The 24347-nt window shown below is 72.4% G+C and carries 22 protein-coding genes; 12 read left to right on the plus strand and 10 right to left on the minus strand.

Annotation, left to right across the window (positions count from 1 at the left end; genetic code table 11):
• The first annotated feature begins 25 nt into the window (after positions 1-25).
• A complete protein-coding gene (locus ABWI07_RS24510; RefSeq protein WP_235037144.1) occupies positions 26-721 on the plus strand; it encodes a DUF3159 domain-containing protein in 696 nt (231 codons plus the stop codon).
• 2 nt (positions 722-723) lie between these two features.
• Here ABWI07_RS24510 and ABWI07_RS24515 read toward each other — a convergent pair whose 3' ends face one another.
• Positions 724-1383: a potassium channel family protein gene (locus ABWI07_RS24515; protein ID WP_149262314.1), complete on the minus strand. Its 660-nt coding sequence runs from the start codon at positions 1381-1383 to the stop codon at positions 724-726.
• Positions 1383-2048 (minus strand): potassium channel family protein, encoded by a 666-nt coding sequence (locus ABWI07_RS24520; protein ID WP_149262315.1) that lies wholly within the window; start codon positions 2046-2048, stop codon positions 1383-1385. The genes ABWI07_RS24515 and ABWI07_RS24520 overlap by 1 nt, the downstream gene beginning before the upstream one ends.
• A gap of 261 nt (positions 2049-2309) precedes the next feature.
• On the opposite strand from ABWI07_RS24520, the gene ABWI07_RS24525 reads away from it, so the two are divergent.
• Both ABWI07_RS24525 and ABWI07_RS24530 read left to right on the plus strand, forming a co-directional pair.
• Complete coding sequence (locus ABWI07_RS24525; protein ID WP_149262316.1) at positions 2310-4343, plus strand: APC family permease; 2034 nt, start codon at positions 2310-2312, stop codon at positions 4341-4343.
• A complete protein-coding gene (locus ABWI07_RS24530; protein WP_149262317.1) occupies positions 4336-5673 on the plus strand; it encodes a class I SAM-dependent RNA methyltransferase in 1338 nt (445 codons plus the stop codon). Before ABWI07_RS24525 ends, ABWI07_RS24530 begins: the two co-directional genes overlap by 8 nt.
• A 164-nt stretch (positions 5674-5837) precedes the next feature.
• Here ABWI07_RS24530 and ABWI07_RS24535 read toward each other — a convergent pair whose 3' ends face one another.
• Positions 5838-6584, minus strand: a complete 747-nt coding sequence (locus ABWI07_RS24535) for a GntR family transcriptional regulator (protein WP_149262318.1) — start codon at positions 6582-6584, stop codon at positions 5838-5840.
• 122 nt (positions 6585-6706) lie between these two features.
• Here ABWI07_RS24535 and ABWI07_RS24540 point away from each other — a divergent pair, with 122 nt between their 5' ends.
• The 3 genes from ABWI07_RS24540 (at position 6707) to ABWI07_RS24550 (ending at position 8649) form a co-directional block, all read left to right on the plus strand.
• Complete coding sequence (locus tag ABWI07_RS24540; protein WP_149262319.1) at positions 6707-7093, plus strand: ATP-binding protein; 387 nt, start codon at positions 6707-6709, stop codon at positions 7091-7093.
• Positions 7090-7341 carry a hypothetical protein gene (locus ABWI07_RS24545; RefSeq protein WP_149262320.1) on the plus strand — a complete coding sequence of 84 codons (252 nt, stop codon included), beginning with the start codon at positions 7090-7092 and terminating at the stop codon, positions 7339-7341. Before ABWI07_RS24540 ends, ABWI07_RS24545 begins: the two co-directional genes overlap by 4 nt.
• A 132-nt stretch (positions 7342-7473) precedes the next feature.
• Entirely contained in the window at positions 7474-8649 is a 1176-nt protein-coding gene (locus ABWI07_RS24550) for a GNAT family N-acetyltransferase (RefSeq protein WP_353819923.1), read from the plus strand.
• 1 nt (position 8650) lies between these two features.
• Here ABWI07_RS24550 and ABWI07_RS24555 read toward each other — a convergent pair whose 3' ends face one another.
• Positions 8651-9682, minus strand: coding sequence for a glycoside hydrolase domain-containing protein (locus tag ABWI07_RS24555; RefSeq protein ID WP_353819924.1), 1032 nt, complete (start codon positions 9680-9682; stop codon positions 8651-8653).
• A 142-nt stretch (positions 9683-9824) separates the two neighbouring features.
• Between ABWI07_RS24555 and ABWI07_RS24560 the strand changes: the two genes are divergently transcribed.
• A complete protein-coding gene (locus ABWI07_RS24560; RefSeq protein WP_149262323.1) occupies positions 9825-10751 on the plus strand; it encodes an LLM class F420-dependent oxidoreductase in 927 nt (308 codons plus the stop codon).
• Between the two features lie 70 nt (positions 10752-10821).
• On the opposite strand, the gene ABWI07_RS24565 is transcribed toward ABWI07_RS24560, so the two are convergent.
• Complete coding sequence (locus ABWI07_RS24565) at positions 10822-12528, minus strand: MFS transporter (RefSeq protein ID WP_353819925.1); 1707 nt, start codon at positions 12526-12528, stop codon at positions 10822-10824.
• 168 nt (positions 12529-12696) lie between these two features.
• Here ABWI07_RS24565 and ABWI07_RS24570 point away from each other — a divergent pair, with 168 nt between their 5' ends.
• Positions 12697-13461: a TetR/AcrR family transcriptional regulator C-terminal domain-containing protein gene (locus tag ABWI07_RS24570; protein WP_235037145.1), complete on the plus strand. Its 765-nt coding sequence runs from the start codon at positions 12697-12699 to the stop codon at positions 13459-13461.
• A gap of 13 nt (positions 13462-13474) precedes the next feature.
• On the opposite strand, the gene ABWI07_RS24575 is transcribed toward ABWI07_RS24570, so the two are convergent.
• Entirely contained in the window at positions 13475-14305 is an 831-nt protein-coding gene (locus ABWI07_RS24575) for a TIGR02452 family protein (RefSeq protein ID WP_353819927.1), read from the minus strand.
• 119 nt (positions 14306-14424) lie between these two features.
• Here ABWI07_RS24575 and ABWI07_RS24580 point away from each other — a divergent pair, with 119 nt between their 5' ends.
• Genes ABWI07_RS24580 through ABWI07_RS24590 form a run of 3 tightly spaced genes read left to right on the plus strand, consistent with a single transcriptional unit; the run spans position 14425 to position 19286 of the window.
• Entirely contained in the window at positions 14425-15246 is an 822-nt protein-coding gene (locus ABWI07_RS24580) for a DUF3152 domain-containing protein (protein ID WP_200842188.1), read from the plus strand.
• Between the two features lie 57 nt (positions 15247-15303).
• On the plus strand, positions 15304-16734 hold the full coding sequence (locus ABWI07_RS24585) for a 3' terminal RNA ribose 2'-O-methyltransferase Hen1 (RefSeq protein WP_353819928.1): 1431 nt from the start codon (positions 15304-15306) through the stop codon (positions 16732-16734).
• Positions 16731-19286, plus strand: coding sequence for a polynucleotide kinase-phosphatase (locus ABWI07_RS24590; protein ID WP_353819930.1), 2556 nt, complete (start codon positions 16731-16733; stop codon positions 19284-19286). Before ABWI07_RS24585 ends, ABWI07_RS24590 begins: the two co-directional genes overlap by 4 nt.
• Positions 19287-19340: 54 nt before the next feature.
• Here ABWI07_RS24590 and ABWI07_RS24595 read toward each other — a convergent pair whose 3' ends face one another.
• The 4 genes from ABWI07_RS24595 to ABWI07_RS24610 form a co-directional block, all read right to left on the minus strand.
• Positions 19341-19610, minus strand: coding sequence for a TFIIB-type zinc ribbon-containing protein (locus ABWI07_RS24595; RefSeq protein ID WP_141583566.1), 270 nt, complete (start codon positions 19608-19610; stop codon positions 19341-19343).
• A 67-nt stretch (positions 19611-19677) separates the two neighbouring features.
• Positions 19678-20577 carry a phosphotransferase family protein gene (locus ABWI07_RS24600; protein ID WP_353819931.1) on the minus strand — a complete coding sequence of 300 codons (900 nt, stop codon included), beginning with the start codon at positions 20575-20577 and terminating at the stop codon, positions 19678-19680.
• A gap of 8 nt (positions 20578-20585) precedes the next feature.
• On the minus strand, positions 20586-22319 hold the full coding sequence (locus ABWI07_RS24605) for an AMP-binding protein (protein ID WP_353819933.1): 1734 nt from the start codon (positions 22317-22319) through the stop codon (positions 20586-20588).
• 80 nt (positions 22320-22399) lie between these two features.
• Positions 22400-22879 (minus strand): Lrp/AsnC family transcriptional regulator, encoded by a 480-nt coding sequence (locus tag ABWI07_RS24610; protein ID WP_353819934.1) that lies wholly within the window; start codon positions 22877-22879, stop codon positions 22400-22402.
• Between the two features lie 105 nt (positions 22880-22984).
• On the opposite strand from ABWI07_RS24610, the gene ABWI07_RS24615 reads away from it, so the two are divergent.
• On the plus strand, positions 22985-24187 hold the full coding sequence (locus ABWI07_RS24615; RefSeq protein ID WP_353819935.1) for an MFS transporter: 1203 nt from the start codon (positions 22985-22987) through the stop codon (positions 24185-24187).
• Positions 24188-24347 lie beyond the last annotated feature (160 nt).

Below are 24347 nucleotides of genomic sequence, written 5' to 3' on the forward strand. Positions count from 1 at the left end.
CGCGACGAGCCGCCGGGAGAGCGACGTGAGCGAAGTGGAAACGGGCACCGCGCGGGAGGCCGCCGCCCACGACACCGTCGAGGCGGCCGTCCGGGCCCAGCTCAACAAGGCGCTCGGCGGCGTGCGCGGCATGGTCGAGGCGGCGGTGCCGACGATCGCCTTCACCGGCACCTACATGGCCGCGAAGGATGTCAAGCTCGCCGTCGGCGCCGGGGTCGGCGCCGCGGTGCTGCTGCTGCTGGTCCGGCTCGCGCAGCGCTCCAGCCCGCAGTTCGTCCTGAACAGCCTGTTCGGCATCGCGATCGCCGCGTTCTTCGCGCTGCGCTCGGGCAAGGCCGAGAACGCCTTCCTGCCCGGCATCCTGCTCAACGCGGGCTACGGCGCCGCGATGATCTTCTCGATCGCGGTGCGCTGGCCGATCGTCGGCTTCATCATCGGATCGGTCACCGGTGACCCGACCGCCTGGCGGTCCGACCCCGGCATCGTCAGGCTGTGCTCCCGGCTCACCTGGCTGCTCGTCCTGCCCTGCGCCGTGCGCGTCGCCGTCCAGTACCCGATCTACCTCGCCGACGGCGACCAGAGCGGCCTGCTCGGCACCGCCAAGATCGCGATGGGCTGGCCGCTCCAGGTCGCCGCCCTGGCCGCCATGGTCTGGCTCCTCACCCGCGGCCGCACCCCCATCCGGGGCGGCGCTCCGGCCGAGAGCGAAGAGCCCGCCTAGCCCTACCTGCCGCCGAGGAGTTCGGCGAGTTCGTCTTCGACGTCCTGGCTGGCCACGAACATCAGCTCGTCGCCCGGCTCCAGGGTGTCGTCGGACGAGGGGACCAGCACCCGGCCCTCCCGCAGGATCGCCACCAGGGCGGTGTCGCGCGGCCAGTCCACGGAGCCGACCCGCGCGCCGCCGAGCGGGGCGTCGTCGGGCAGCGTCAGCTCCACCAGGTTGGCCTCGCCCTGGCGGAACGTCATCAGCCGGACGAGGTCGCCGACGCTGACGGCCTCCTCGACCAGCGCCGACAGCAGCCGCGGGGTGGAGACCGCGACGTCCACGCCCCACGACTCGTTGAACAGCCACTCGTTGTTCGGGTGGTTGATCCGCGCGACCACCCGGGGGACCCCGTACTCGGTCTTGGCCAGCAGCGACACGACCAGGTTGACCTTGTCGTCGCCGGACGAGGCGACCACGACCTGGCAGCGCTCCAGCGCCGCGTCGTCAAGCGCGGAGATCTCGCACGCGTCGGCGAGCAGCCACTCGGCGCGCGGCACCATCTCCACCTTGATGGCCTTCGGGCTCTTGTCGATCAGGAGCACCTCGTGGCCGTTCTCCAGCAGCTCCTGGGCGATGGACCGGCCCACCGCGCCGGCCCCCGCGATCGCGACCCGCATCAGGCGTCCTCTCCGTCTCGCGCCGCGACGGCGGCGTTGACCCGCTCCAGATCGTCGGCCTCGGCCATGATGTGCACGATGTCGCCGTCCTGGATCACCGTGTCCCGCTCGGGGACGAGCGCCTCGCCCATGCGGGACAGGAACGCCACGCGGGTCCGCGCGTGCTCCTCCAGCGCGCCGACCTTCTCGCCCACCCACAGGTGGCCGGAGTCCAGCTCGGCGAGGACGACCGCGCCGGTCGGGTCGCGCCACAGCGGCTCGGCGCCCTCGGGGAGCAGGCGGCGCAGGATCTGGTCGGCCGTCCACCGGACGGTCGCGACCGTGGGGATGCCGAGGCGCTGGTAGACCTCCGCCCGGCGCGGGTCGTAGATCCGGGCCACGACGTTGTCGACGCCGAACGTCTCGCGCGCCACCCGCGCGGAGATGATGTTGGAGTTGTCGCCGCTGCTGACGGCCACGAACGCCGACGCGCGCTCGATGCCCGCCTCGGCGATCACCTCGCGGTCGAACCCGAACCCCGTGATGCGGCGGCCCCGGAACCCGCTGCGCAGCCGGCGGAACGCCTCCGGGCTCTGGTCGATGATGGCCACCGAGTGACCCTTGTCCTCCAGGATGTGGGCGAGCGTCGAGCCGACCCGCCCGCATCCCATGATCACGATATGCACGGCCGTTCCCTCTTCCGTCCAGGAGGACGCTCCCCCTGTACCCCCGCGCCGTGCACGGCATTCGCCGCCGACACCGTGCCGCACCCGAGGACCGTTTCCTGTGAATGATCCCTGCCGGGCTGCAAACCTACACATCCGCCCAGGCGAGTACTACCCAACCAGCATTCCGCGGGGGCGGCGACGCCGCCCGCCCCGGCGTCCGCCGGAGCGGGCGGCGGCCCGGGGATCCGCTCCGGTCCGCAGCGGCTAGAGTCTCGTTGCGTGTCAAAGGTTCCGGACCTCGCGAAGCGGCTCCTCCTCGGCCGCGCGCTGAGCAGCGCCCAGCAGCACGAGCAGCTGCTGAAGAAGCGGATCGCGCTGCCCGTCTTCGCGAGCGACGCGCTCTCGTCGGTCGCCTACGCCCCGCAGGAGATCCTCCTCGCGCTCGGCGCGGGAGGCCTGGTGATGTACCACTACACCCCGTGGCTCGCCGCGGCCGTCGTGGTCATCCTGCTGACCGTGGTCGCCTCCTACCGGCAGAACGTCCGGGCCTACCAGAGCGGCGGCGGCGACTTCGAGGTCGCCACCACCAACCTCGGCGACAACTGGGGCGTTCTCGTGGCCAGCGCGCTGCTGGTCGACTACGTCCTGACCGTGGCGGTGTCGGTGTCGTCCGGGGTGGAGAACCTCGGCGCGCTGCTGAAGTTCATGCAGCCGCACGAGGTACTGGTCGCGATCGCCATCGTCGTGCTGCTCACCCTCGGGAACCTGCGCGGCCTCAAGGAGGCCGGGGTCGCCTTCGCGATCCCGACGTACCTGTTCATGTTCGCGATCTTCAGCATGCTGGCGTGGGGGATCGTCCGGCTGCTCTCCGGCACCCACCTGGAGGCGGAGACGGCGCACTACGAGGTCCGCGGCGACGAGATGGGCCTCGCCGGGTTCGCCCTCGTGTTCCTGCTGCTGCGGGCCTTCTCCTCCGGCTGCGCCGCGCTGACCGGGGTCGAGGCGATCAGCAACGGCGTGCCCGCGTTCCGCAAGCCCAAGGGCGAGAACGCCGCCACGACCCTGCTGATGCTCGGGCTCGTCGCGATGACGCTGTTCGGCGGCGTGACCGCGTTCGCCTACATCACCGACGCCAAGTTCGCCGAGCCCGACCAGGGCAGCCACCTGATCGACCCGTCCACCGGCAAGCCGGTCACCGACGCCGACCCGGTGATCGCCCAGGTGGCGCACACCGTGTTCAGCAACTTCACCCCCGGATTCGCGCTGGTCACCGCGATGACCGCGCTGATCCTGTTCCTCGCCGCCAACACCGCGTTCAACGGGTTCCCGGTGCTCGGCTCGGTGCTCGCGCGCAACCGCTACCTGCCGCGCCAGCTGCACACCCGCGGCGACCGGCTCGCCTACAGCAACGGCATCATCATCCTGGCCACCATGGCCGGGCTGCTGATCTACGCATACGACGCGTCCGTCAGCCGGCTGATCCCGCTCTACACCGTCGGCGTCTTCGTGTCGTTCACCGTCAGCCAGGTCGGCATGGTCCGGCACTGGAACCGGCTGCTGGCCACCGAGCCGGACCCGGCGCAGCGCCGCCGGATGCGCACCTCCCGCGGGATCAACGCCTTCGGCGCCACCCTCACCGGCATCGTCCTGGTCGTCGTGCTGATCACCAAGTTCGCGCTCGGCGCCTACATCGTCTGCATCGCGATGCCGCTGCTGTTCCTGCTGATGAAGGCGATCAGGCGGCACTACGACCGGGTCGCCGCCGAGCTGGTGCCCTCCGGCGAGGACGTCGCGCTGCCCGCCCGCAACCACGGCATCGTGCTCGTCTCCAAGATCCACAAGCCGACGCTGCGGGCGCTGGCCTACGCCCGCGCCACCCGCCCCTCCACGCTGGAGGCGGTGACCGTGGCCGTGGACGCCGCGGAGTCGCAGCGCCTCCAGGAGGAGTGGGACGCCCTCGACATCCCCGTCCCGCTGAAGATCCTCGACTCGCCGTACCGGGAGATCACCCGCCCGGTGCTGTCCTACGTCAAGGGCATCCGGCGCAAGAGCCCCCGCGACGTCGTCACCGTGTTCATCCCCGAGTACGTCGTCGGCCACTGGTGGGAGCAGCTCCTGCACAACCAGAGCGCGCTGCGGCTGAAGGGCCGGCTGCTGTTCCAGCCCGGCGTGATGGTGACGAGCGTCGCGTGGCAGCTCCAGTCCTCCGACCGCCTCAAGGGACGCAAGGAGCCGCCGGGGCCCGGCTCGTCGCGGCGCCCGCCGCGGACCGGGGCACGCCCCGGTGCCGGTAGTGTTTCGGACCGTGACTGAACTCGAACCCGACGTCCTCGAACTGGAGGTCGGCAACGTCGCCAACGGCGGTTTCTGCGTCGCCCGGCACGAGGGGCGCGTGGTCTTCGTCCGGCACGCCCTGCCCGGCGAACGGGTGAGGGCCCGCGTCACCGACCGCACGAAGAACTTCCTCCGCGCCGACGCAGTGGAGATCATCGAGGCCTCTCCGGACCGGGTGCAGCCGCCCTGCCCGTTCGCCGGCCCGGGCCGGTGCGGCGGCTGCGACTGGCAGCACGCCTCCCTGCCCGCCCAGCGGGCGCTCAAGGCCGCGGTCGTGCAGGAGCAGCTCGAGCGGCTCGCCGGGATCACCCGCACGGTCGTCGTCGAGGAGGTCCCGTACCCGGTCGACGGCGAGGTGACGCCGCCGCCGGGGCTCGGCTGGCGCACCCGCGTCCAGTTCTCCGTCTCCTCCGGCGTCGTCGGCCTGCGCAAGCACCGCTCGCACGACATTGAGCCCGTGGACGAGTGCCTGATCGCCCACCCCGGCGTGGAGCTGATGGGCATCGAGCGCAAGCGCTGGCCGGGCGCGTCCGGCGTCGAGGGCGTGGTCTCGGCGACCACGGGCGACCGCCTGGTCGTGCTGCGCGGCCGCGACCGCCGCAAGATCCGCGTCCCGCGCCTGGACGTCCCGGTCCGCCTCGTGCGCGGCAAGCCCGAACCGGGCGCCGGCCTCCCGTACGTCCGCGAGGAGGTCTCCGGACGGCTCTACCAGGTCAGCGGCAGCGGCTTCTGGCAGGTGCACCCGGGCGCCGCCCAGCTGCTCGCCGACGCCGTGCTCGACGCCCTCGAACCCAAGCCCGGCGACATCGCCCTCGACCTGTACTGCGGCGTCGGCCTCTTCGCCGGCGTCCTGGCCGAGCGCGTCGGCGACGACGGCCTCGTCGTGGGCATCGAGTCCGACGGCCAGGCCGTCCGCGACGCCCGCTTCAACCTGCGCGACCTGCCGAACGTCTCGATCGAGCGCGGCCCCGTGGAGGAGGTCGTCGCCGACCTGGAGTTCGGCCGCGCGTCCTCGGGCTCCCGCACGCAGAACAAGCGCGGCGCCGGCCACCAGGGCGGCGCGAAGGTCCGCCGCGCCGACGTGGTCGTCCTCGACCCGCCCCGCACCGGCGCGGGCCGCGAGGTCGTCGAGCACATCACCCGCCTCGCCGACCGCAAGATCGCCTACGTCTCCTGCGACCCCGCCACCCTGGCCCGCGACCTCGCCTATTTCAGCGACCGCGGCTGGACCCTGGAGTCCTTCCGAGCCTTCGACGCCTTCCCCATGACCCACCACGTAGAGTGCCTCGCCACCCTGGTCAAGGGCTGACGATGGCGCTGGCCTGCGCTGATTCTTCGGGGTTACGTGCGGGGCGTGCCAGCGCGACCTTCGATATTTCAAGATCACTGCGCATGAGGCGCGCACGATCACGGCCCGGCCGGGTCTGATCGCCGTCGCCCACCGCCCGTCGGCCCCTGGTCGGCGGGCGGTCATCATTCCACTGGCAGGACGTACTCCGCCTCGTAGCGGTCTGTGGGGACGATGATGTCGGCCGTCTCCACCGGCCGCTCCGCCGTGCGGTAGGTCCGCCGGATCACCAGCACCACCGACCCGAGCGGCTCGTCGAGCAGCTCGGCCTCCGACTGCAGCACCGGGCGCGCCGTCACGATCTCTTGCACCGACTCGATGTGCTGCCCGATCGTCCGCATCCGCGCGACCACTCCAGCGCCGGCGTGCGGACCTTCCTCCGGGAACATGATCGGCGTGTCACCGGTGAGGGCGAGCGGTTCCCAGCTCGTCGACAGCATCACGGGTCGCCCGTCGGCCAGGAAGGTGTACCGGCTCGTCATGACTGCGTTGCCTGCCTGGATGGCCAGCCGCTCGGCGACGGCCTGACTCGCGGAGTCTGTCTCGGACGAGACGCGCCACGTGCCTTCGCGGCCTTGCTTGGCCATCTCCGTGCGGAAAGGCGAGGTATCCCGGCCCGATGCGCCGTACCAGGAACGGGCGAGGCGCTTCAGTTCCGGCCTGCGTCGCACGTACGTCCCCGAGCCGGAGCGCGCTTCGAGGAAGCCCTCTGAGATCAGCAGCCGGACCGCGCCGATCGCGACCTGGTCGGACACCTCGTACCGCTCACGGATCTGGGCCCGCGACAGGACCCGCTCGCCCGGCGCGAGCCGACCGTCGATGATCTGCTGCCGTAGATCGTCGGCTATGCGCTGGTAGGCGGGCTGTGTCACGACGCCTCCGATTGCCGGATGTGAATGCTCGGACACAGCTTGACAACCTGTGCGCACCGCTTGCAAGCTGTGCGCACAGGTTGAACTTGTGTTCAAGTGATCACAATCCGTAGGAGGTATCCATGGAGTGGAGCCAGACCTACCCCGGCTGTACGTCCATGGTGCCGGCCGCCCGGGCCTTCGTGCGCGGGATGCTCAGCGGCTCCCCGCGCCAACACGACGCCGAACTCGTCACCGCCGAACTAGTCGCCAACTCGCTGCGCCACACCCCGAGCGGCGACGGCGGCGAGGTCACCGTCACCGTGACGGTCGCGCCCGGCCGCGCCCGGATCGCCGTCCAAGACTCCGGTGACGGCACGCGCTGGCAGCCTCTCCCGGGCATCCCGGCGGACGAGGATGACCACGGCCGCGGCCTGTTCATCGTCTACGCCCACGCCGACAAGATCGGGCACGACGCCGACAGCGATGGGCAGACCATGTGGGCCGAGCTGATCTGGAGCGAGCAGTGAGCCATGCAGCCGAGCTCAGGGGCGCGACGGACGACATAGTCGACCGGCTCGCGGAGTTGAGCGAGGAGTTCCCGAACTGGACGATCAAGCTGGTCGGCTCGTTCGCCCCCTGCCAGGCAGTCCGGGACGGCGCGGAGCAGGTGATGTTGGGCGCGGGATCCTGCGCGGGCCTACGCGCTCTCCTGGAGGCGGCCGACGGGGTCACCGCCGGCATGGGGCACGGGCTAAAGCCGGAGGCCCGACGATGATCACGGTGGGGCGGTCCGATGCGCGTCGACACCGTCGGCGCGGCCGTCGCCATCACCGGTCTGCTCACGGCCCGGTCGTGTGCAGGGAGCTGACCTCGGAAAATCGGTTGCGGGGCGGCTTAGCGTGGAAGGGTGACCGAGATCAGGGACGTGCCCGAGGCCGATGCTCGCGACATGGTCGACTTCGCGGGGATGGTGTTTCACATCTCCATCGACGAGGGTGACAGCGATCGGAACGGGTGGCCGCTCACCCGTGCCGAGCGGATCGGCGCCTATGACGGCGACGCCAGGGTCGGGCAGTTGGCGGCCATGCCGATGGGGCTCGCGGTACCGGGAGCGGTGCTCGACTGCTCGGCGATCACGTTCGTCGGGGTGCTGCCCACGCACCGGCGCCGCGGCATCCTGACGTCCATGATGGACCGGATGGACGCCGACGCCATCGCGGCTGGGCGGCCGGTGGCCGCGCTCTGGGCTTCGCAAGGCGCCATCTACGGGCGGTACGGGTTCGGGCAGGCCACGTGGGCGATCGACCTGGAGGTGGACACGTCGCGTCCGCTGGAGTTCCGGACGACCCCGGACGACCGGCCGCTGCGGCTCGTCGATGCCGCGTCCGCGCCTGAGGTGCTCGATCCCATCCACCGGCGCTCGCTTCGGCCGGGAGGGCTCGTGCGCGATCCCGACTGGTGGGCGCGGGCCATCCTGCGGCCGGTCGACCGGGACTCGCCCGGGTACACCGCGCCGCGCATCGTCGTCCACCCGGCGGGTTACGCGGTCTACCGGGTCCGCGAGGGGACGGTCAGGGTGGTCGACCTCGTCGCCGACACGCCTCAGGTGGAGGCCGCGCTCTGGGGGTTCCTGGCGTCGATCGACCTGACGTCCCGCGTCGAGGCGCTGGGCCGTCCGGTGGACGACCTGCTCCCGCACATGGTCGCCGACCCCGACCGGGTCACCGTCAAGAAGGAGTTCGGCGCCCTCTGGCTGCGGCTGATCGACGTGCCGGCCGCTCTGCACGCCCGTTCCTGGGCCACCGAGGACGCCTTCGTCCTGGAGGTGGAGGATTCGAGGATTCCGGCGAACGCGGGGCGCTGGCTGCTCAAGACCGGTGCGGCGCCTGTTTGCGAGCCGACCTCCGAGGCCCCGGACCTGAGTTTCAGCGCGGCCGACCTCGCGGCCGTCTATCTGGGCGGCCAGAGTCCGGTCACCCTGGCCCGGATCGGGGCCGTCGCCGAGCACACGGCCGGTGCGGCCGCCCGGCTGGCGGCCGCCCTGGCCGTTCCTTTGGCGCCCTACATCAACGACGACTTCTGAGTCACCGCCAGAAGAAGACCTTGGCGCTGGCCTTGGAGATCGTCGCGGCAGCGGCGCCCTGGTGGAGCAGCTGGAAGCGGACGCGCTTGCCCGCCTCGACGGTGTCGGCGGCGAGGCCGTAGACGAGGTTGGTGACGTCGCCGACGGAGATGTAGTCCTGGACGGGGCCGATCTGGTAGTCGGAGGCGTCGCCGTCCGCCACCTCGACCACCCTGGCCTGGATCAGCGTGCCCGCGGGGACGCCGCTCAGGGCCGCGCTCACCGACAGGCTGTAGCGGGCGGACCCGGTCAGCAGGCTGGGGCCGCCCGGGTCGTTGTGCTGGTGCTCCTTGTCGGAGTACTCCTTGCTCCAGGTGACCTCGGTCCACTTGCCGGGAGGCAGCTCCTGGTGGTCGCCACCGGTGCCGACGGACACGTAGTCGGGCATGTCGTCCTCTCCCTCGGGCGAGACGCCGACGCGCCACTGCCCGTAGTCGCTCTTGACGGCGCGGTCGTAGTCGACGCCGACGCCGTTGATCGTGTGGTCGTTGGAGTACTGCTGGAGCTGGGCGCGTGCGTCCCACCTGCCGCCCGACCACGCGTAGGTCTGCCAGCCGAAGGTGATCTTCTTGGCGTCGAAGGCGCGCTTGACGGGGCCGTAGCCGCCGTAGAGGCCGACCCGGTCGCGGCCGAGGACGCTCGCCGCGCCGTCCAGGTAGGCGTTGATCTCGTCCTGCTGGCCGGAGGCGGCGTCCCAGTCGGCGGCGAAGTAGATGGGACGGTCGTCCGGCATGCCGAGCGCCTTGGCCTGGGCGGCGGCGTCGCGGGCGTCGGTCGCGCCCGCCGACCGCCCGGCGAGCGGCCGCTTGGCCGTCGACTCCCAGACGACCACCAGCCAGATGCCCGCGGCGGACAGCTCGTCGGCCTCCTTGCGGGTCAGGTTCTTGCCGGTGGTGTCGTGCGACAGGTAGCGGCACGCGAACTTCGCCCCGGCGCGTTTCAGCGCGGACGCGCCGGGGCGGCCCCACGCGTAGTCGACGCCGAAGACAGCCATGTCAGCTCCATGTGTCGGGGGTTGTCGGGTTCCTGGCGATTTAACAGCCTTTGCTCATAGGGCGCAGGGGTTTGCGGAGGTTGACCGTCCGTGAGCGCCGCCCGCGGCACGACCCCGGCCGGATCCGTACGAGGATGGGGGCATGCGACTTCGAATCTTCACCGAGCCCCAGCAGGGGGCGACCTACGAGACGCAGCTGGCCGTGGCCAAGGCCGCCGAGGACCTCGGCTTCGACGCGTTCTTCCGCTCGGACCACTTCGTCAAGATGGGCGACGTGAGCGGTGAGCCGGGCCCGACCGACTCGTGGATCACCCTGGGCGCGATAGCCCGGGAGACCAGCCGGATCAGGCTCGGCACGCTGGTGACGGCCGGGACGTTCCGGTACCCGGGGCCGCTGGCGATCTCGGTCGCGCAGGTCGACCAGATGAGCGGCGGACGGGTCGACCTCGGCCTCGGGACGGGGTGGTTCGAGGAGGAGCACACCGCGTACGGCATCCCGTTCCCGAGCCTGGGGGAGCGGTTCGAGCGGCTTGAGGAGCAGTTGCAGATCCTCGCCGGCCTGTGGGGGACGCCGGCCGGCGAGACCTTCTCCTTCAGCGGCGAGCACTACACCCTGACCGGGTCGCCCGCGCTGCCCAAGCCCGTGCGCCCTGGCGGTCCGCCGATCATCATCGGCGGGTTCGGGGCGAAGCGGACGCCGCGCCTCGCCGCCGCCTACGCCGACGAGTACAACGTGCCGTTCCACGGGGTCGAGGACACCGGCGGCGCGTTCGACCGCGTCCGCGCGGCGTGCGCCGAGGCGGGCCGGACCAAGCCGATCGTCTACTCGGCCGCGCAGGTCGTGTGCTGTGGACGGGACGAGGCGGAGGTGCGTCGCCGCGCCGAGGCCATCGGGCGCGAGGTGCCCGAGCTGCGCGAGAACGGCCTCGCCGGCACCCCGCAGGAGCTGGTCGACAAGATCGGGAAGTTCGGCGAGCTGGGCGCGGAGTGCGTCTACCTGCAGGTCCTCGACATGCACGACCTGGAGCACCTGGAGCTGCTGGCCTCGGAGGTCCAGAGCAAGGTCTGACGGCGGCGCGCCATCGGACGGCGGAGGGGCCCGCGCCGGGGGAGTCCCGGCGCGGGCCCTTCCGCTTCGGTCAGGCGGCCTCTCTCTCCGGCCGCGCGTGCATCGGGAGCAGGAACGTCACCAGGAACGTCAGGGCGAGCAGCCCGACCTCGACCCACAGCGTGATCTTCATGGCGTCGCCGAACCCGGTCCTGGCCGCGTGGCCGCCGGCCTCGGCGACCGCCTTCTGGACGGCGGGCGCCGACTGCGGTGCGGCGGCGACGGCGGCCTTCACGTCCTCTTCGAGCCGGTGGCAGGACGCGGGCACCGCGGCGGCGTCCTTGGCCGTCGCCCGGTCGTGGCCGCAGTCGCGCAGGCCGTCCACGACGCGCTCCTGCTGCGCGGCCGGAACGGACGCGGCGGCGAGGTCGCGGCGCAGGGCGGCGGCGCCGTCGTCCGCGGCCGATGCCACGTGCCCGCCGAGCAGCCCGAAGAAGACCGTGCCGAGGACGGCGGCGCCGAGCGCGGCTCCGAGTTGCTGGACGGCGGTGAGCGTGCCGCCCGCCGAGCCGGTCTCCTCCGGCTCGACGCCCGCCAGCACGGTGTCGAAGAACGGCCCCATCAGCAGGCCCATGCCGAGCCCGGTGACGGTCAGGGAAGGGACGAGCTGCCAGGGGGTGACGTCGGTCCCGGCGTACTGGAGCGTGAAGTAGAGCCCGGCGATCCCGGCGGCCATGATGACGGCGCCCGCGTGGATCAGCTTGCGGCCGAGCCGCTGCACGGCCTGCATGACGCCGAACCCGATGACGATGCCGACCGACCAGGGGATCTGCGCGAGCCCGGCCTTCAGCGGGGAGTAGCCGAGCCCCAGCTGGAAGAACAGCGACAGCACCAGGCCGAGGCCGGCGACGCCGGAGAAGAACACGAGGCCGACGACGAGGCCGCCGGTGAAGCCGCGCTTGCGGAACAGGCTCGGCACGATCAGCGGGTCGCCGCCCGAGCGCTGCTTGCGGACCTCGTACCAGGCGAACACTCCCCAGACGACCAGGGAGGCGGCCATCATGGCGAACGTCCAGGCGGGCCAGTCGTGCTCGCGGCCCTGGACGAGCGGGTAGACCAGCAGGCCGGCGCCGAGGGAGGCGAGGGCCGCGCCGGCGAGGTCGAGGCGGGACGCGTGCTCGGCGCGCCCGGCGGGCAGGAACCTCAGCCCGGCCAGCACGGCGGCGGCGCCCAGCGGCAGGTTGATCAGGAAGATCATCCGCCAGCCGGTGCCGAACAGGTCGGCGTCGACCAGCCAGCCGGCCAGCACCGGGCCGCCGACCGACGACAGCCCCATCACCGGCCCGAACATGGCGAACGCCGCGCCCATCTCCTTCTCCGAGAACATCTGCTTGATCATCCCGATGCCCTGCGGCAGCATCAGCGCGCCGAACAGGCCCTGCATGCCGCGGGCGGCGATCAGCATCCCGGGCGAGACGGCGACGCCGCACAGCAGTGAGCCGACCGTGAAGCCGGCCGCGCCGACGAGGAACATCCGCTTGCGGCCGTAGAGGTCGCCGAGGCGCCCGCCGGTGATGAGCCCGACGGCCATGGCGAGGGTGTAGCCGGCGGCGAGCCACTGGATGGTGGCGGCCGACCCGCCGAGCTCGGCGCGGATCGTGGGGGCCGCGATGTTGGTGATCAAGGCGTCCAGCATGTCCATGACCTCGCCCGCGAGGATCACGAACAGGGCCGCCCAGCGCCAGCGGTAGCCGGCGTCCGCGGTGCCCCGGGAGGGGGAGGTGATCGTGTCGGTCATCGTGAACTCCGGGGGGAACAGTGTTCGTTGTCTGCGAACAACGTTCTATGGGCGAACGCTGTTCGTGTCAAGTACGATGTTCGTGTTCGAGGAATCCTCTCTGCAATAGAGAAGATATATCGCGATTCGCGATAGTCAAGATGTATCGCGAGATTGGGAGGTCCCGACGTGGCTGGATCCGGCCGAGCCGCACGCCCGGACATGCCGACGCCGCCCGGACGCCGGCCGCGCAGGCCCGCGCCCGCCAGGCAGCCGCTCACGCAGGAGCTCATCGTCGACACGGCGATCCGCGTCCTGGACGCCGAGGGGTTGGAGGCGGTGACCATGCGCCGGGTCGCCCAGGAGCTCGGCACCGGACCGGCGTCCCTCTACGCGCACGTCTCGGGCAAGGAGGAGCTGCGCGAGCTGATGCTCGACCGGGTGGCGGCCGAGGTCCGGCTCCCCGTCCCGGACCCGGCGCGCTGGCAGGAGCAGCTGAAGGAGCTGGCGTCCGAGGTCCGCCGCGTCTACACCTCGCACCGCGACATCGCGATGGTGTCGATGGGCCTCATCCCCACCGGCCCCCACCTGCTGGACATCGCCGAAGCGCAGCTCGCTCTCATGCGCGCCGGGGGAGTCCCGAAGAGGATCGCCGCCATCGCCGTGGACACCCTCGGCATGTTCCTCGACGCCGACGCCATCGAGGACACGATCTACCACGCCAAGGCCCCCGCGGGGGCGGAGGACCCGTGGGCGCACTTCCACGCGTACATCGAGCAGATCCGGGAGTACTTCGCCGCCCTGCCCAAGGACCGCTACCCCACGATCTCCGAGATGGGGGAGGAGCTCACCTCGGAGGGCGGCGACGAGCGCTTCGAGTTCGGCCTCGACCTGCTCATCCGGGGGATCGCCTCCTACATCGAGGAGCCGTCCCGCCCCGGGAAGGGCGGTTAGGCGAGCAGGACGGTCAGGCGAAGACGCGCTGGAAGGCCGTGTGCCTCGGGGCGCCCGCGGCGGTGTCCCACACGGCGAAGACGACGTGCTCGAACCGGTCGGCGAACGCCCCGCCCGGACGCAGCGCCTCGGCGAACACCTCGGCGACCTCGGCCGGGTCGTTGCGGAACACGCCGCAGCCCCACGCGCCGAGGACGAGCCGGGAGTGCCCGTTGGCCAGCGCCACGGCGAGGACCTTGCGAGCGCGCAGCCGCAGCACCGCCGGGACCCGCTCGGCCTTGGCGGCGTCGCGGATCGCGCCGCGGTTCGGAGCGGGCGAGGTCAGGAACGCCACGCCGTACGGCTCCTCCAGCAGCCGCCCGGAGTCGTCCCGGAACACCGGCACGTCCGGCGAGTAGATCATGTGGTCGCTGTAGAGGAGGTCTCCCTGCGCGCGGTGGAAGTCGTAGTACTCCCTGGCCGAGCGCAGCGACTCGTACAGGCCCGACGAGCGCGCCAGCCCTTCCTCCTGGGCGTGCGCCCCGTTCAGGAACCCGCCGCCCGGGTTCTTCGCGGAGGCGAAGTTGAGCGCGAACGGCGTCGTCCCCGGGGCGCACAGGCGCCGCGCGGCGGCGAGCGTCGTCTCGCCGGTGACCTCGATCCGCGTCCGCGCGCCCGAGCCGGCCGGAGGGAGGTTCTCCAGCAGCGTGTCGAGCTCGCCGGGCCGGTAGAGGACGGTGCGCCGGACGGCCTCGGCGAGGCGGTCGGCGATCGGGACGGTGCGGCCGGACGGCGCCGTGTAGTCGCCGCGTCCGAGGATGGCCACGGTCTCCTGCGCGGTCGTCCGGCGGGGGTGTCTGCTCATGTCCCTCCGGATTCTGCTGGCCGGGCGAATCCGGGCGCAAACCCTTTAAAGATCATTTCTGGCATGCTGGGCCGACGATGCAGCGGACCACAGCGCGTACCGGCAGATCCGGCAGGGGGATGCCCGACCTGGATGCGGAGTTCGAGCGGGCGCGCCGGGGCCGAGTGTACGGGCTGGTCGCGGCGGCCGTGGCGCTCGTGCTGGTGATCGGGGCCGGCGGGGCGCTCGCCTGGTACCTGCGGCCGAGCTCCGGAGTGTCCGGTGCGACGTCCCCCAGGAGCGGCGAAGGGGAGGCGCGGGGGCAGGGAAGCCAGGCCAGGGTCGAGACGGAGCCGTCCTCCCCGCCCATCATCAAGCCCAAGCGCCCCCCGTATATCCCCGCCAACGGGACCGGGAGGTTCACCCGTCCCACTTCAAGCGGCAGGGTCCACGGGCACGGCAAGCTCATGCGCTACATGGTCGAAGTAGAGGGCGGTCTACGGCAGGACCCTGCGGCCTTCGCGCGAAGCGTGGACGCCATTCTGGCGGACCCCAAGGGATGGACCGCCGGCGGACGGTGGGCTTTCCAGCGCGTCAGCTCGGGCCCGTACGACTTCGTGGTGAAGCTGGCCTCGCCCGGCACCGTCGACAAGATCTGCGGCGCCTACGGCATGACGACCGAGGGCAAGGTGAACTGCAGCGCGGGCAAGCAGGTCGTCGTCAACCTGAAGCGCTGGCTGCTGCTCACCACCTACTACCGCGGCCGGCCGGAGCACTACCACGCGCTGACCATCAACCACGAGGTCGGTCACCGGCTCGGGTTCGGCCACATGACGTGCGCGGGACGCGACCGTCTCGCGCCCGTCATGCAGCAGCAGATCTTCGGGCTGAAGGGCTGCCGGATCAACGGCTGGCCCTACGACGCCAAGGGCCGGTTCGTGAAGGGCCCTTCGGTGCCCTGAGCTCGCGCCGCCGGAAAACCAATGGGGGTGTTCGGTGCTTTCAGCCACACTTGGGGCGTGCTTCTGACGATCACCACGACCATGAGCCAGGCGACCGACCTGGGCTTCCTCCTGCACAAGCATCCGGGCCGGGTGCAGCGCTTCGAGCAGTCCTACGGCAGGGCGCACGTCTTCTACCCCGACGCGGAGGAGCAGCACTGCACGGCGGCCCTGCTGCTGGACGTCGACCCGGTCGAGCTCGTGCGCACGCGCGGCAGAGGCACGCCCGACTTCTCACTCGGCCAGTACGTGAACGACCGCCCGTACGCGGCGTCGTCCCTCCTGGCGTCGGCCATGGCGAACGTCTTCCGCACCGCCATGCGCGGCCGCTGCGACCTGCGCCCCGAACTGGCGGAGACGCCGATCCCGCTGGAGATCGTCCTTCCGGCCCTGCCGTGCCGGGGCGGCCCCGGCCAGGCCGAGCGGTTCTTCGCCCCGCTCGGCTGGGACGTGTCGGCCGTGCCGGTCCCGCTCGACCCGGACTTCCCCGACTGGGGCGACTCCCGCTACGTGACGCTCACGCTGACCGGGACGCTGCGCCTCGCCGACGCCCTCAACCAGCTGTACGTGCTGCTCCCCGTCCTGGACGACGCCAAGCACTACTGGATGGCGCCCGACGAGGTCGACAAGCTCATCCGGGCGGGGGAGGGCTGGCTGGCCGCGCATCCCGACCGCGGCGCCATCACCCGCCGGTACCTGGCGAACCGGCGCGCCCTCGTGCGGAGCGCGCTCGGGCGTCTCGCCGACGCCGAGGACGCGCCCGACGAGGAACTCGACCCGATCGAGGTCGAGGAGGAGGCCCCCGCCGAGGAGGGCCAGGGAGAGGCGGCGCCGGAGGACGCGCCCCTCTCGCTCTCGGAACTGCGCCTCCGGTCGGTGGAGCAGGCGCTGCGCGATGAGAACGCCCGCCGGGTCATCGACCTCGGCTGCGGGTCCGGGAAGCTGCTGGCCCGGCTGGCCAAGGACGAGTTCTTCAGCGAGCTCTCCGGATCGGACGTCTCGTACCGCGCGCTCGGCCACGCCTCGCGGCGCCTGCGCCTGGACAAGCGGCCGCACAGCGAGAGCGCCCGCGTCCGGGAGGTCTTCCAGGGCGCGCTGACCTACGCGGACGAACGGTTCCGCGGCTACGAGGCGGCCGTGCTGATGGAGGTCATCGAGCACGTCGACCCGCCGCGGCTCACCGCCGTAGAGCGGGTCGTGTTCGGCCACGCCGCGCCCCGCGTGGTGGTCGTGACGACGCCGAACGCCGAGCACAACGTCCGCTACGAGGGGCTGGCGCCCGGGGCGATGCGCCACCCCGACCACCGCTTCGAATGGACGCGGGCCGAGTTCCGCGCCTGGGCGGACCGGGTCGCCGCCGAGCACGGCTACCGCGTCCGCCACGTGCCCGTCGGCGACGACGACCCCGAGGTCGGCGCGCCGACGCAGATGGGAGTGTTCACCCGATGACCGAGATCAAGGTCCCCGAGATGGGGCTCGTCGTGCTTGTCGGCGTGTCCGGGTCGGGCAAGTCGCACTTCGCGCGCAAGCACTTCGGGCCGACCCAGGTGGTGTCCTCGGACTTCTGCCGCGGGGTCGTGTCGGACGACGAGAACGACCAGTCGGCCACCGGCGACGCGTTCGACCTGCTGCACTACATCGTGGGCAAGCGGCTGCGGCGCGGGCTGCTGACCGTGGTGGACGCGACCAACGTGCAGAGCAAGGCGCGCGAGTCGCTGCTGCGGCTGGCCAAGGAGCACGACGTCCTGTCGGTCGCGATCGTGCTGGACGTCCCCGAGAGCCTCGCCGCCGAGCGCAACGCCGGGCGCCCGGACCGCGACCTCGCCCCGCACGTCATCCCGCGCCAGCGGCGCGAGCTGCGGCGCGGCATGCGGTCGCTGGGCCGCGAGTTCCGCCGCGTCCACGTCCTGACCGGCCCGGAGGAGATCGACGCCGCGACGATCCGGTACGAGAAGGCGTGGAACGACAGGCGCGAGCTGACCGGCCCGTTCGACGTCATCGGCGACGTGCACGGCTGCCGCGCGGAGCTGGAGGACCTCCTCGCCGGCCTCGGCTACGAGATCCTCAGGGACGCGCAGGGCCGCGCGGTGGGGGCGAACCACCCCGGCGGCCGGTCCGCCGTCTTCGTCGGCGACCTGGTCGACCGCGGCCCGGACACTCCGGGCGTGCTGCGCCTGGTGATGGGCATGGTGGCCGCCGGCGACGCCCTCTGCGTCTCGGGCAACCACGAGGCGAAGCTCGTCCGCGCGCTGCACGGGCGCAAGGTGCGCACCGCGCACGGGCTCGCCGAGTCGCTGGAGCAGCTCGCCGCCGAGGACGAGGACTTCCGCGACGACGCGCTGCGGTTCATGGACGGCCTCATCGCCCACTACGTCCTGGACGAGGGCCGCCTCGTCGTGGCCCACGCCGGGCTCAAGGAGGACTACCACGGTCGCGCGTCCGGACGGGTCCGCTCGTTCGCGCTCTACGGCGACACGACCGGGGAGACCGACGAGTACGGCCTTCCCGTGCGCTACCCGTGGGCGCGCGACTACCGGGGCAAGGCGATGGTCGTGTACGGGCACACGCCCGTCCCGGAGGCGGAATGGGTGAACAACACCATCTGCCTGGACACCGGCGCAGTGTTCGGCGGGAAGCTGACGGCGCTGCGGTATCCGGAGCGCGAGCTGGTGTCGGTTCCGGCGCGGCAGGTCTGGTACGAGCCGACGCGTCCGCTGGAGGCGCCGGCCGCGGGCAGCGCGGGCGGTCACCGGGAGAACGACGTCCTCAACATCGGGGACGTCCTCGGGAACCAGGGCGTCGAGACCCGCCTGATGGGTCGCGTCTCCGTTCGGGAGGAGAACGCGCTGGCCGCGCTGGAGGTGATGAGCCGGTTCGCCGTCGACCCGCGCTGGCTCGTCTATCTGCCGCCCACCATGGCCCCCGCCGAGACGTCGTCCCTGCCGGGCTACCTGGAGCACCCGGCCGAGGCCCTCGCCGCGTACCGGGAGAAGGGCGTCCTGCGCGCCGTGTGCGAGGAGAAGCACATGGGCTCGCGCGCCGTGGCGGTCGTGTGCCGCGACGCCTCGGTGGCCGCGGAGCGCTTCGGCGTGGACGACGGGACGACCGGCGCCGTCTACACCCGCACCGGGCGCTCCTTCTTCCGCGACCCGTCCCGAACCGGCGAGGTGCTCGACCGGCTCCGCGCCGCCATCGGCGCCGCGGGGCTGTGGGACGAGCTGGAGACCGGATGGCTCGTCCTCGACGGCGAGCTGATGCCGTGGTCGGCGAAGGCGATGGACCTCATCCGCACGCAGTACGCGGCGACCGGCGCGGCCGCCCGCGCCGCGCTGCCGGTGGCGGCCGAGGTGCTGGCACGGGCGGACGGGCGCGGCCTTGACGTCGGCGACCTGCGCGAGCACATCGACCGGCGGGCCGCGAACGCGTTCCGGTTCCGCGACGCGTACGCGCGCTACTGCTGGACGGTGGACGGGCTGGCCGGCCTGCGCTTCGCGCCGTTCCAGGTCCTGGCTGGGGAGGGCCGCTCCTGGGCGGGCCTGCGGGACCACGAGTGGCACATGGCCGTGGCCGGGCGGCTCGCGGAGAGCGACGCGAGCGGGTTCGTCCAGCGGACGGGCGCGATGACCGTCGACCTCGGGTCGCCGGAGTCGGAGGCCGCGGCCACCGAGTGGTGGGAGAAGCTCACCGCGGCGGGCGGCGAGGGCATGGTCGTCAAGCCGCTGGGGCCGCTCCCGGAGGGCACCAAGGTCCAGCCCGGGATCAAGTGCCGCGGCCCGGAGTACCTGCGCATCATCTACGGGCCCGACTACCGCGAGCCGAGGCACCTCGACCGGCTGCGCCGCAGGTCCCTCGGGCGCAAGCGGTCCCTGGCGATGCGGGAGCACGCGCTCGGCGCCGAGGCCCTCGACCGGCTCGCGGGCCGGGAGCCGCTGTGGCGCGTCCACCAGGCGGTCTTCGCCGTCCTGGCGCTGGAGTCCGAGCCGGTGGACCCGCGCCTCTGACCGGTCGCACGCCGCCACGGCCCGCCTCCTCGGGGGCGGGCCGTGGCCGTTCGGTCAGGTGGAGAAGAGCATGTGGAACACGCCGCCGCCGTGGTGCGGGCGGTGGTGTCCCCCGTGGTGATGGTGGTGGACCGCCGGCCCGGGCGCTCCCCATCCCGGCGCCGAGGCGGGCGGAGGCGCCGCGCGGTACTGCGACTCCATCTGGGCCAGGGCCTCCAGCTCGCCGTAGTCGAGGAAGATGCCCCGGCAGCTGTCACATTGCTCGATGTGGACGCCGCTGCGGGTGTAGGTCCGCATCACGCCACGACATTTAGGGCAGTGCATCGCCTTGTCGTCCTTCCGGTATGGATCCCCAGGTAGAGGCTAAATGTAGGGCAGGTTCCGCGCCACGTCATGCCGCGTCCCCCGCCGCGGATATTCTCACGCAGGCGTCGACCATCGCCTGCTCCGCACCGTCGAGTGCCCGATCTTCCCTCCCCGCGGATATGACGCACGTGGCGGCGATCTGGATCGCAAGACTTCGGGCGGGAACGTCCAGGGCCGCCCAAGGGTCGCCCTGCGCGGGGACGGCCGGGCCGCCCGCCTCCCTGTACGCGCCCAGGAAGCGCTCCCATTCGTCCGGGGAGAGGACCCCGCCGGAATAGAGCGCCGCGGGACGCGCGAGGTCCCATGCGGGGTCGCCCATGCCGAGGTCCTCGATGTCGATGAGCCGCCATCGCCCGCCCGGCGCGCGGACCATCTGCCCCAGATGCCAGTCGCCGTGGATGAGGCGCCGGCCGCGGCCCGGGGGCTCGTCCTCCTCGCCGCGTATCCAGGCGGGCAGGGTGGCGAACGCCCGGCGCACCGCGTCCTCGGCGGGGCCGTCCTCCAGGCGGGAGACCAGGCGGGCCACCCGCGTCGGACGTCCCCACGCCGGCACGTCGGCAGGGACGGGCGCCGAGTGGAGGCCCGCCAAGAGCCGAGCGCCTTCCTCCCAGGGGAGTTCGCTGGACGGGTCCACGGGCTCACCGAACATGGCGAGCGTGACCGTGCGGCCGTCCACGCTCAGCGGGGGCCCCAAGGGCCCGAGGATCAGATCCGGGAGCGAGCCCGCCAGCCGGACCCGGTCGCGGAATGCGTCTCCGTGGTCCCGGTCGGCCTGGTGCGCCTTCACGACCACGTCACCGACGCGCACCACGAGGACACCGTGCCGGTCGTAGAGGGTCTCCGGCTCCTCGTCCTCCGCGCCTTGGCGGCGGCCGATCTGAACGAGCCGTGTGAAGAGCTCCGACTGGACGGTCCCGGTGTGCACCCGACCAGTCAACCACTCCGCGCGGGGCCCATCCGCTCCGCGGCCGAGGCGGCGAACTCGTCCCGCAGCCGCTGCCGGACGACTTTGCCCAGCATGTTCCGGGGCAGCTCGGTCCGGGGGAGGAACTCGGAGGGCACCTTGTAATGCGACAGGAAGCGTTCGCAATGCCGGCGCAGCTCGTCCTCGGAGAAGGGGTAGGCGGGGTGTTCGACCACGTGGGCGATGATGCGCTCGCCGCGCCGCGCGTCCGGGACGCCGACCACGGCGCAGTCGTGCACGGCGGGATGGCGGCGCAGCACCTTCTCCACCTCGGACGGGGACACGGTGAAGCCGCTCACCTTGATCATGTCCCGCTGGCGGTCCACGATGGTGATGAAACCCTTCTCGTCCATCACCCCGATGTCACCCGTGCGGAGCCAGCCCTTCGACAGGGTCTGCGCCGTGGCGAGGGGGGCGTTCCAGTAGCCCGCGAACACCTGCGGGCCGCGCACGACGACCTCGCCCGTCCCGCCCGGCGGCAGGACCTTGGTCGGCTCGTCCTGGTCGACGATGACGACGTCGGTCATGGGCAGCGGCAGCCCGACCGTGAGGTTGCGCGCCCCGCCGCCCAGCGGGTTGCCCGTGACGGCCGGGGACGCCTCGGTGAGCCCGTAGCAGTTGATGAGGCCCTTGGCCCCGACCTTGTCGAGCCGGTCGATGGTGCTCTGCGTCATCCCCATCGCGCCGGAGATGAAGATGCGCAGCGAACGCAGGTCGTCAGGACGGAAGCCCGGGCTGTCGAGCACCTGCTCGTACAGGGTCGGCACCCCTGGGAAGATGGTCGGCCGGTACTTGCGGATCGCCCGGAGCACGCGGTCGCCGTCGTAGCGGGGGAGCAGGACCACCGACCCGGCCGTCATCACGGGTGCGACGAGACAGCTCATCAGCCCGAACGAGTGGAACAGCGGCAGCACCGCCAGCGTCACGTCCTCGCCGGGGCGCCCGTCGAGGTCCCACGCGTGCTGCTGGCAGGCGTTGGCGACGAGGTTCCGGTGCGTCAGCATCGCGCCCTTGGGGCGTCCCTCCGTCCCGCCGGTGTACTGGATGGCGGCCAGGTGCCGCGACGGCTCCAGGGGCAGTTGCCGGACGCGACGCGCGGGCGGCCTCTGCAACTCCTTGAACGGGACGAGGCCGGGGTCGTGCGGCACGTCCGCGGAGATGGCCGCGCGCCGCCGCTGCGCCTGGACGAGCGGGAGCCGCAGGGCGATCCGCTTCGCGACCGGAAGGAAGTCGACCAGAGACGTCACGACGACGTGCTCCAGCCCCAGCCGGGACCGCACGGCCTTCACCGTCTTGTAGGAACGATCCAGCACGACCGCGACGCGCGCGCCGCAGTCGGCGAGCTGCCGGAGCATCTCCTCCTCGGTGTAGAGGGGGTTGTGCTGGACCGCGACGGCCCCCCTGCGCAGCACGCCGTAGAACGCGATGACCAGCTGCGGGCAGTTCGGCAGGATCAGCGCGACCCGGTCGCCGGGCTGCACGCCCAGCCGGTGCAGCCCGTCGGCGAAGCGGTCCGCCGCCTCGCGCAGTTCGCGGTAGGAGATCCGCAGCCCGAAGAAGATCAGCGCGGGCCTGCGCGGGTACCGGTCCGCGGCATCGTCGAGCAGGCGTGTGACGGGGACGTCCGGGATGTCGAGCTTCCAGGGGACGCCCCGCTGATACCACTGCCGCCAGGGCGAAGAGCGCAGTGACGAGTGCCACATAACGCCCGATTGAATCATCTTCGGCCCCGTGCGCGCCGCGAAGAGAGGTGAACACGGGCGGGCGATCGGGTCCGCCGGGGTCAGCGGGTCCAGCCCTCCGAGCGCGTGACCGCGCGGCTCTCGGGGGCGGGGGGTTCCACCGCGCGGCCCTCGTAGGCGGTCGACAGGACGATGTGCGAGTTCATCTCGCCGTGCTCGCCGAGGCGCTCCAGGAGCCCCTCCATGTGCTGCATCGACGCGACGCGCACCTTCAGCATCGAGCACCAGCTGCCGCTCAGCTTGTGGACCTCGGTGACCTCGGGCAGGTCCTCGGCGGCGGACGTCTTGAGCAGGCAGCGGCCGTGGGCGCAGCGCATCTGCACGAAGGCCGTCAGCGGCTGGCCGACCCTGGCCGGGTCGACGCGCGCCTGGTAGCCGGTGATCACCCCGGACTCCTCGAGGCGCCGCACCCGCTCGGCGACCGCGGGGGGCGACAGGTTCACCAGGGACGCCAGCCGGTTGAACGACAGGCGGCCGTCCCGCTGCAGCTCGGCGAGGATGCTCCAGTCGGTCTGATCCATCTTGAAAGTCCCTTCCCGGATCTGCTTTGCAAACTATAAGCAGGATGGGTCGAATGCCAGTGATCATCCATTCCATCCGGGCATGAGCATTTCTAGCGTTAAAGCATGGAGAAGCGATCCCGCCCGATGGCGGCCCTCTGCTCGGGCACCGCACTGATGAACGCGGCCATGGCCGCGGCGAGCGCCACCGCGACGCTGGTCGCCGCCGACCGGCTCGGCGCCGCGTGGGGAGGCGTGCCGAACACGATCGGCATCGTCGGGACGGGCATCGGCGCCCTGGCGCTCACCCGGCTCGTGCGGGCGAGCCGGCGGCGCGCCTTCGTGCTCGGCTACGCCGCGGCGGCGGCGGGCGCCTGCCTGGCCGCCCTGGCGGTCGCGAACGGCGACGTCGTGGGGCTGTGCCTCGGGATGCTGCTGCTCGGCCTCGGCAACGCGGGGGCCCAGCTCTCCCGGTACGCGGCGGCCGACCTGCACCCGGCGGGACGGCGCGGCTTCGCCATCGGGCTCGTGGTGTGGTGCGCGGCGGCCGGGGCGGTCGGCGGGCCGCTGCTGCTCGACCCGACCGGCGCGGCGGCCGCGGGCGCCGGCCTTCCCCCGTTCACCGGCCCGTTCCTGCTGGCCGTCCTGACCTGCGTGCTCGCCGCCGCGGCGGCGACCGGCGGGCCGGGCGGCCGGGCGGGAGCGCAGGGCTCGCCGCCGCCGCTGCGCAGGCTGGCCCGGACCCCGGCCGCCCGCTCCGCGCTCGCGGTGATGGTCACCGCGCAGGTCGTGATGGTCGCCGTCATGACGGCCGCGCCGCTGGACATGCACATGCACGGCGACGGCCTCGGCGCGGTCGGCATGACGCTGGCCGCGCACACGCTCGGCATGTTCGCCCTGTCACCGGTGACGGGGCGGATGGCCGACCGGTTCGGCGCGCGGCCCGTGATCCTCGCGGGCCTGGCCACCCTGGCCCTGTCCACGGCGCTCGCGGCGGTCGCGTCCGGATCCCAGGGGCGCGTCGCGGCGCTCTTCCTGCTCGGCTACGGGTGGAACCTCTGCTTCGTCGGCGGCAGCGCCCGCCTCGCCCGCGACCTGCCGGAGCCGGAGCGCCCGCACGTCGAGGGCGCCGTCGACGCGGCCGTCTGGATGGTCGCAGCGGCCGCGAGCCTGCTGTCGACGGCCGTCCTGTCGGCGGGCGGGTACGCCGTCCTGGCCTGGGCGTCCTGCGCGGGGGCGGTAGCCGTCGCGCTGGGCCAGGCCCGGCGCCGCGCGCCCGAGGCGGTGTCAGCGCCGGCGCCGGTCGAGCCGGAGGTCGGACGGCGGTGACCCGGCGGCGGTGACCCGGCGTCAGATGCGGCCGGTGCCCCGGCACACGTTGCACCGCTCATGGGTGGCGGTACTGGTGCCGGTCCCGTTGCAGCCGGGGCACGACCGCGTCGCCGGTTTGTTGTGCTTACCCACGTCCACCACCCCCTGGGGCTCATCC

Source organism: Actinomadura sp. NPDC000600, from assembly GCF_040492135.1.
GTDB lineage: Bacteria > Actinomycetota > Actinomycetes > Streptosporangiales > Streptosporangiaceae > Spirillospora.

Bases quoted from the DNA above. Each gene is read 5' to 3' on its own strand.
- ABWI07_RS24515 (WP_149262314.1), bottom strand. From the start codon at position 1,383: ATGCGGGTCGCGATCGCGGGGGCCGGCGCGGTGGGCCGGTCCATCGCC.
- ABWI07_RS24540 (WP_149262319.1), top strand. From the start codon at position 6,707: ATGGAGTGGAGCCAGACCTACCCCGGCTGTACGTCCATGGTGCCGGCC.
- ABWI07_RS24555 (WP_353819924.1), bottom strand. From the start codon at position 9,682: ATGGCTGTCTTCGGCGTCGACTACGCGTGGGGCCGCCCCGGCGCGTCC.
- ABWI07_RS24560 (WP_149262323.1), top strand. From the start codon at position 9,825: ATGCGACTTCGAATCTTCACCGAGCCCCAGCAGGGGGCGACCTACGAG.
- ABWI07_RS24565 (WP_353819925.1), bottom strand. From the start codon at position 12,528: ATGACCGACACGATCACCTCCCCCTCCCGGGGCACCGCGGACGCCGGC.
- ABWI07_RS24575 (WP_353819927.1), bottom strand. From the start codon at position 14,305: ATGAGCAGACACCCCCGCCGGACGACCGCGCAGGAGACCGTGGCCATC.
- ABWI07_RS24580 (WP_200842188.1), top strand. From the start codon at position 14,425: ATGCCCGACCTGGATGCGGAGTTCGAGCGGGCGCGCCGGGGCCGAGTG.
- ABWI07_RS24590 (WP_353819930.1), top strand. From the start codon at position 16,731: ATGACCGAGATCAAGGTCCCCGAGATGGGGCTCGTCGTGCTTGTCGGC.
- ABWI07_RS24595 (WP_141583566.1), bottom strand. From the start codon at position 19,610: ATGCACTGCCCTAAATGTCGTGGCGTGATGCGGACCTACACCCGCAGC.
- ABWI07_RS24605 (WP_353819933.1), bottom strand. From the start codon at position 22,319: ATGTGGCACTCGTCACTGCGCTCTTCGCCCTGGCGGCAGTGGTATCAG.
- ABWI07_RS24610 (WP_353819934.1), bottom strand. From the start codon at position 22,879: ATGGATCAGACCGACTGGAGCATCCTCGCCGAGCTGCAGCGGGACGGC.
- ABWI07_RS24615 (WP_353819935.1), top strand. From the start codon at position 22,985: ATGGAGAAGCGATCCCGCCCGATGGCGGCCCTCTGCTCGGGCACCGCA.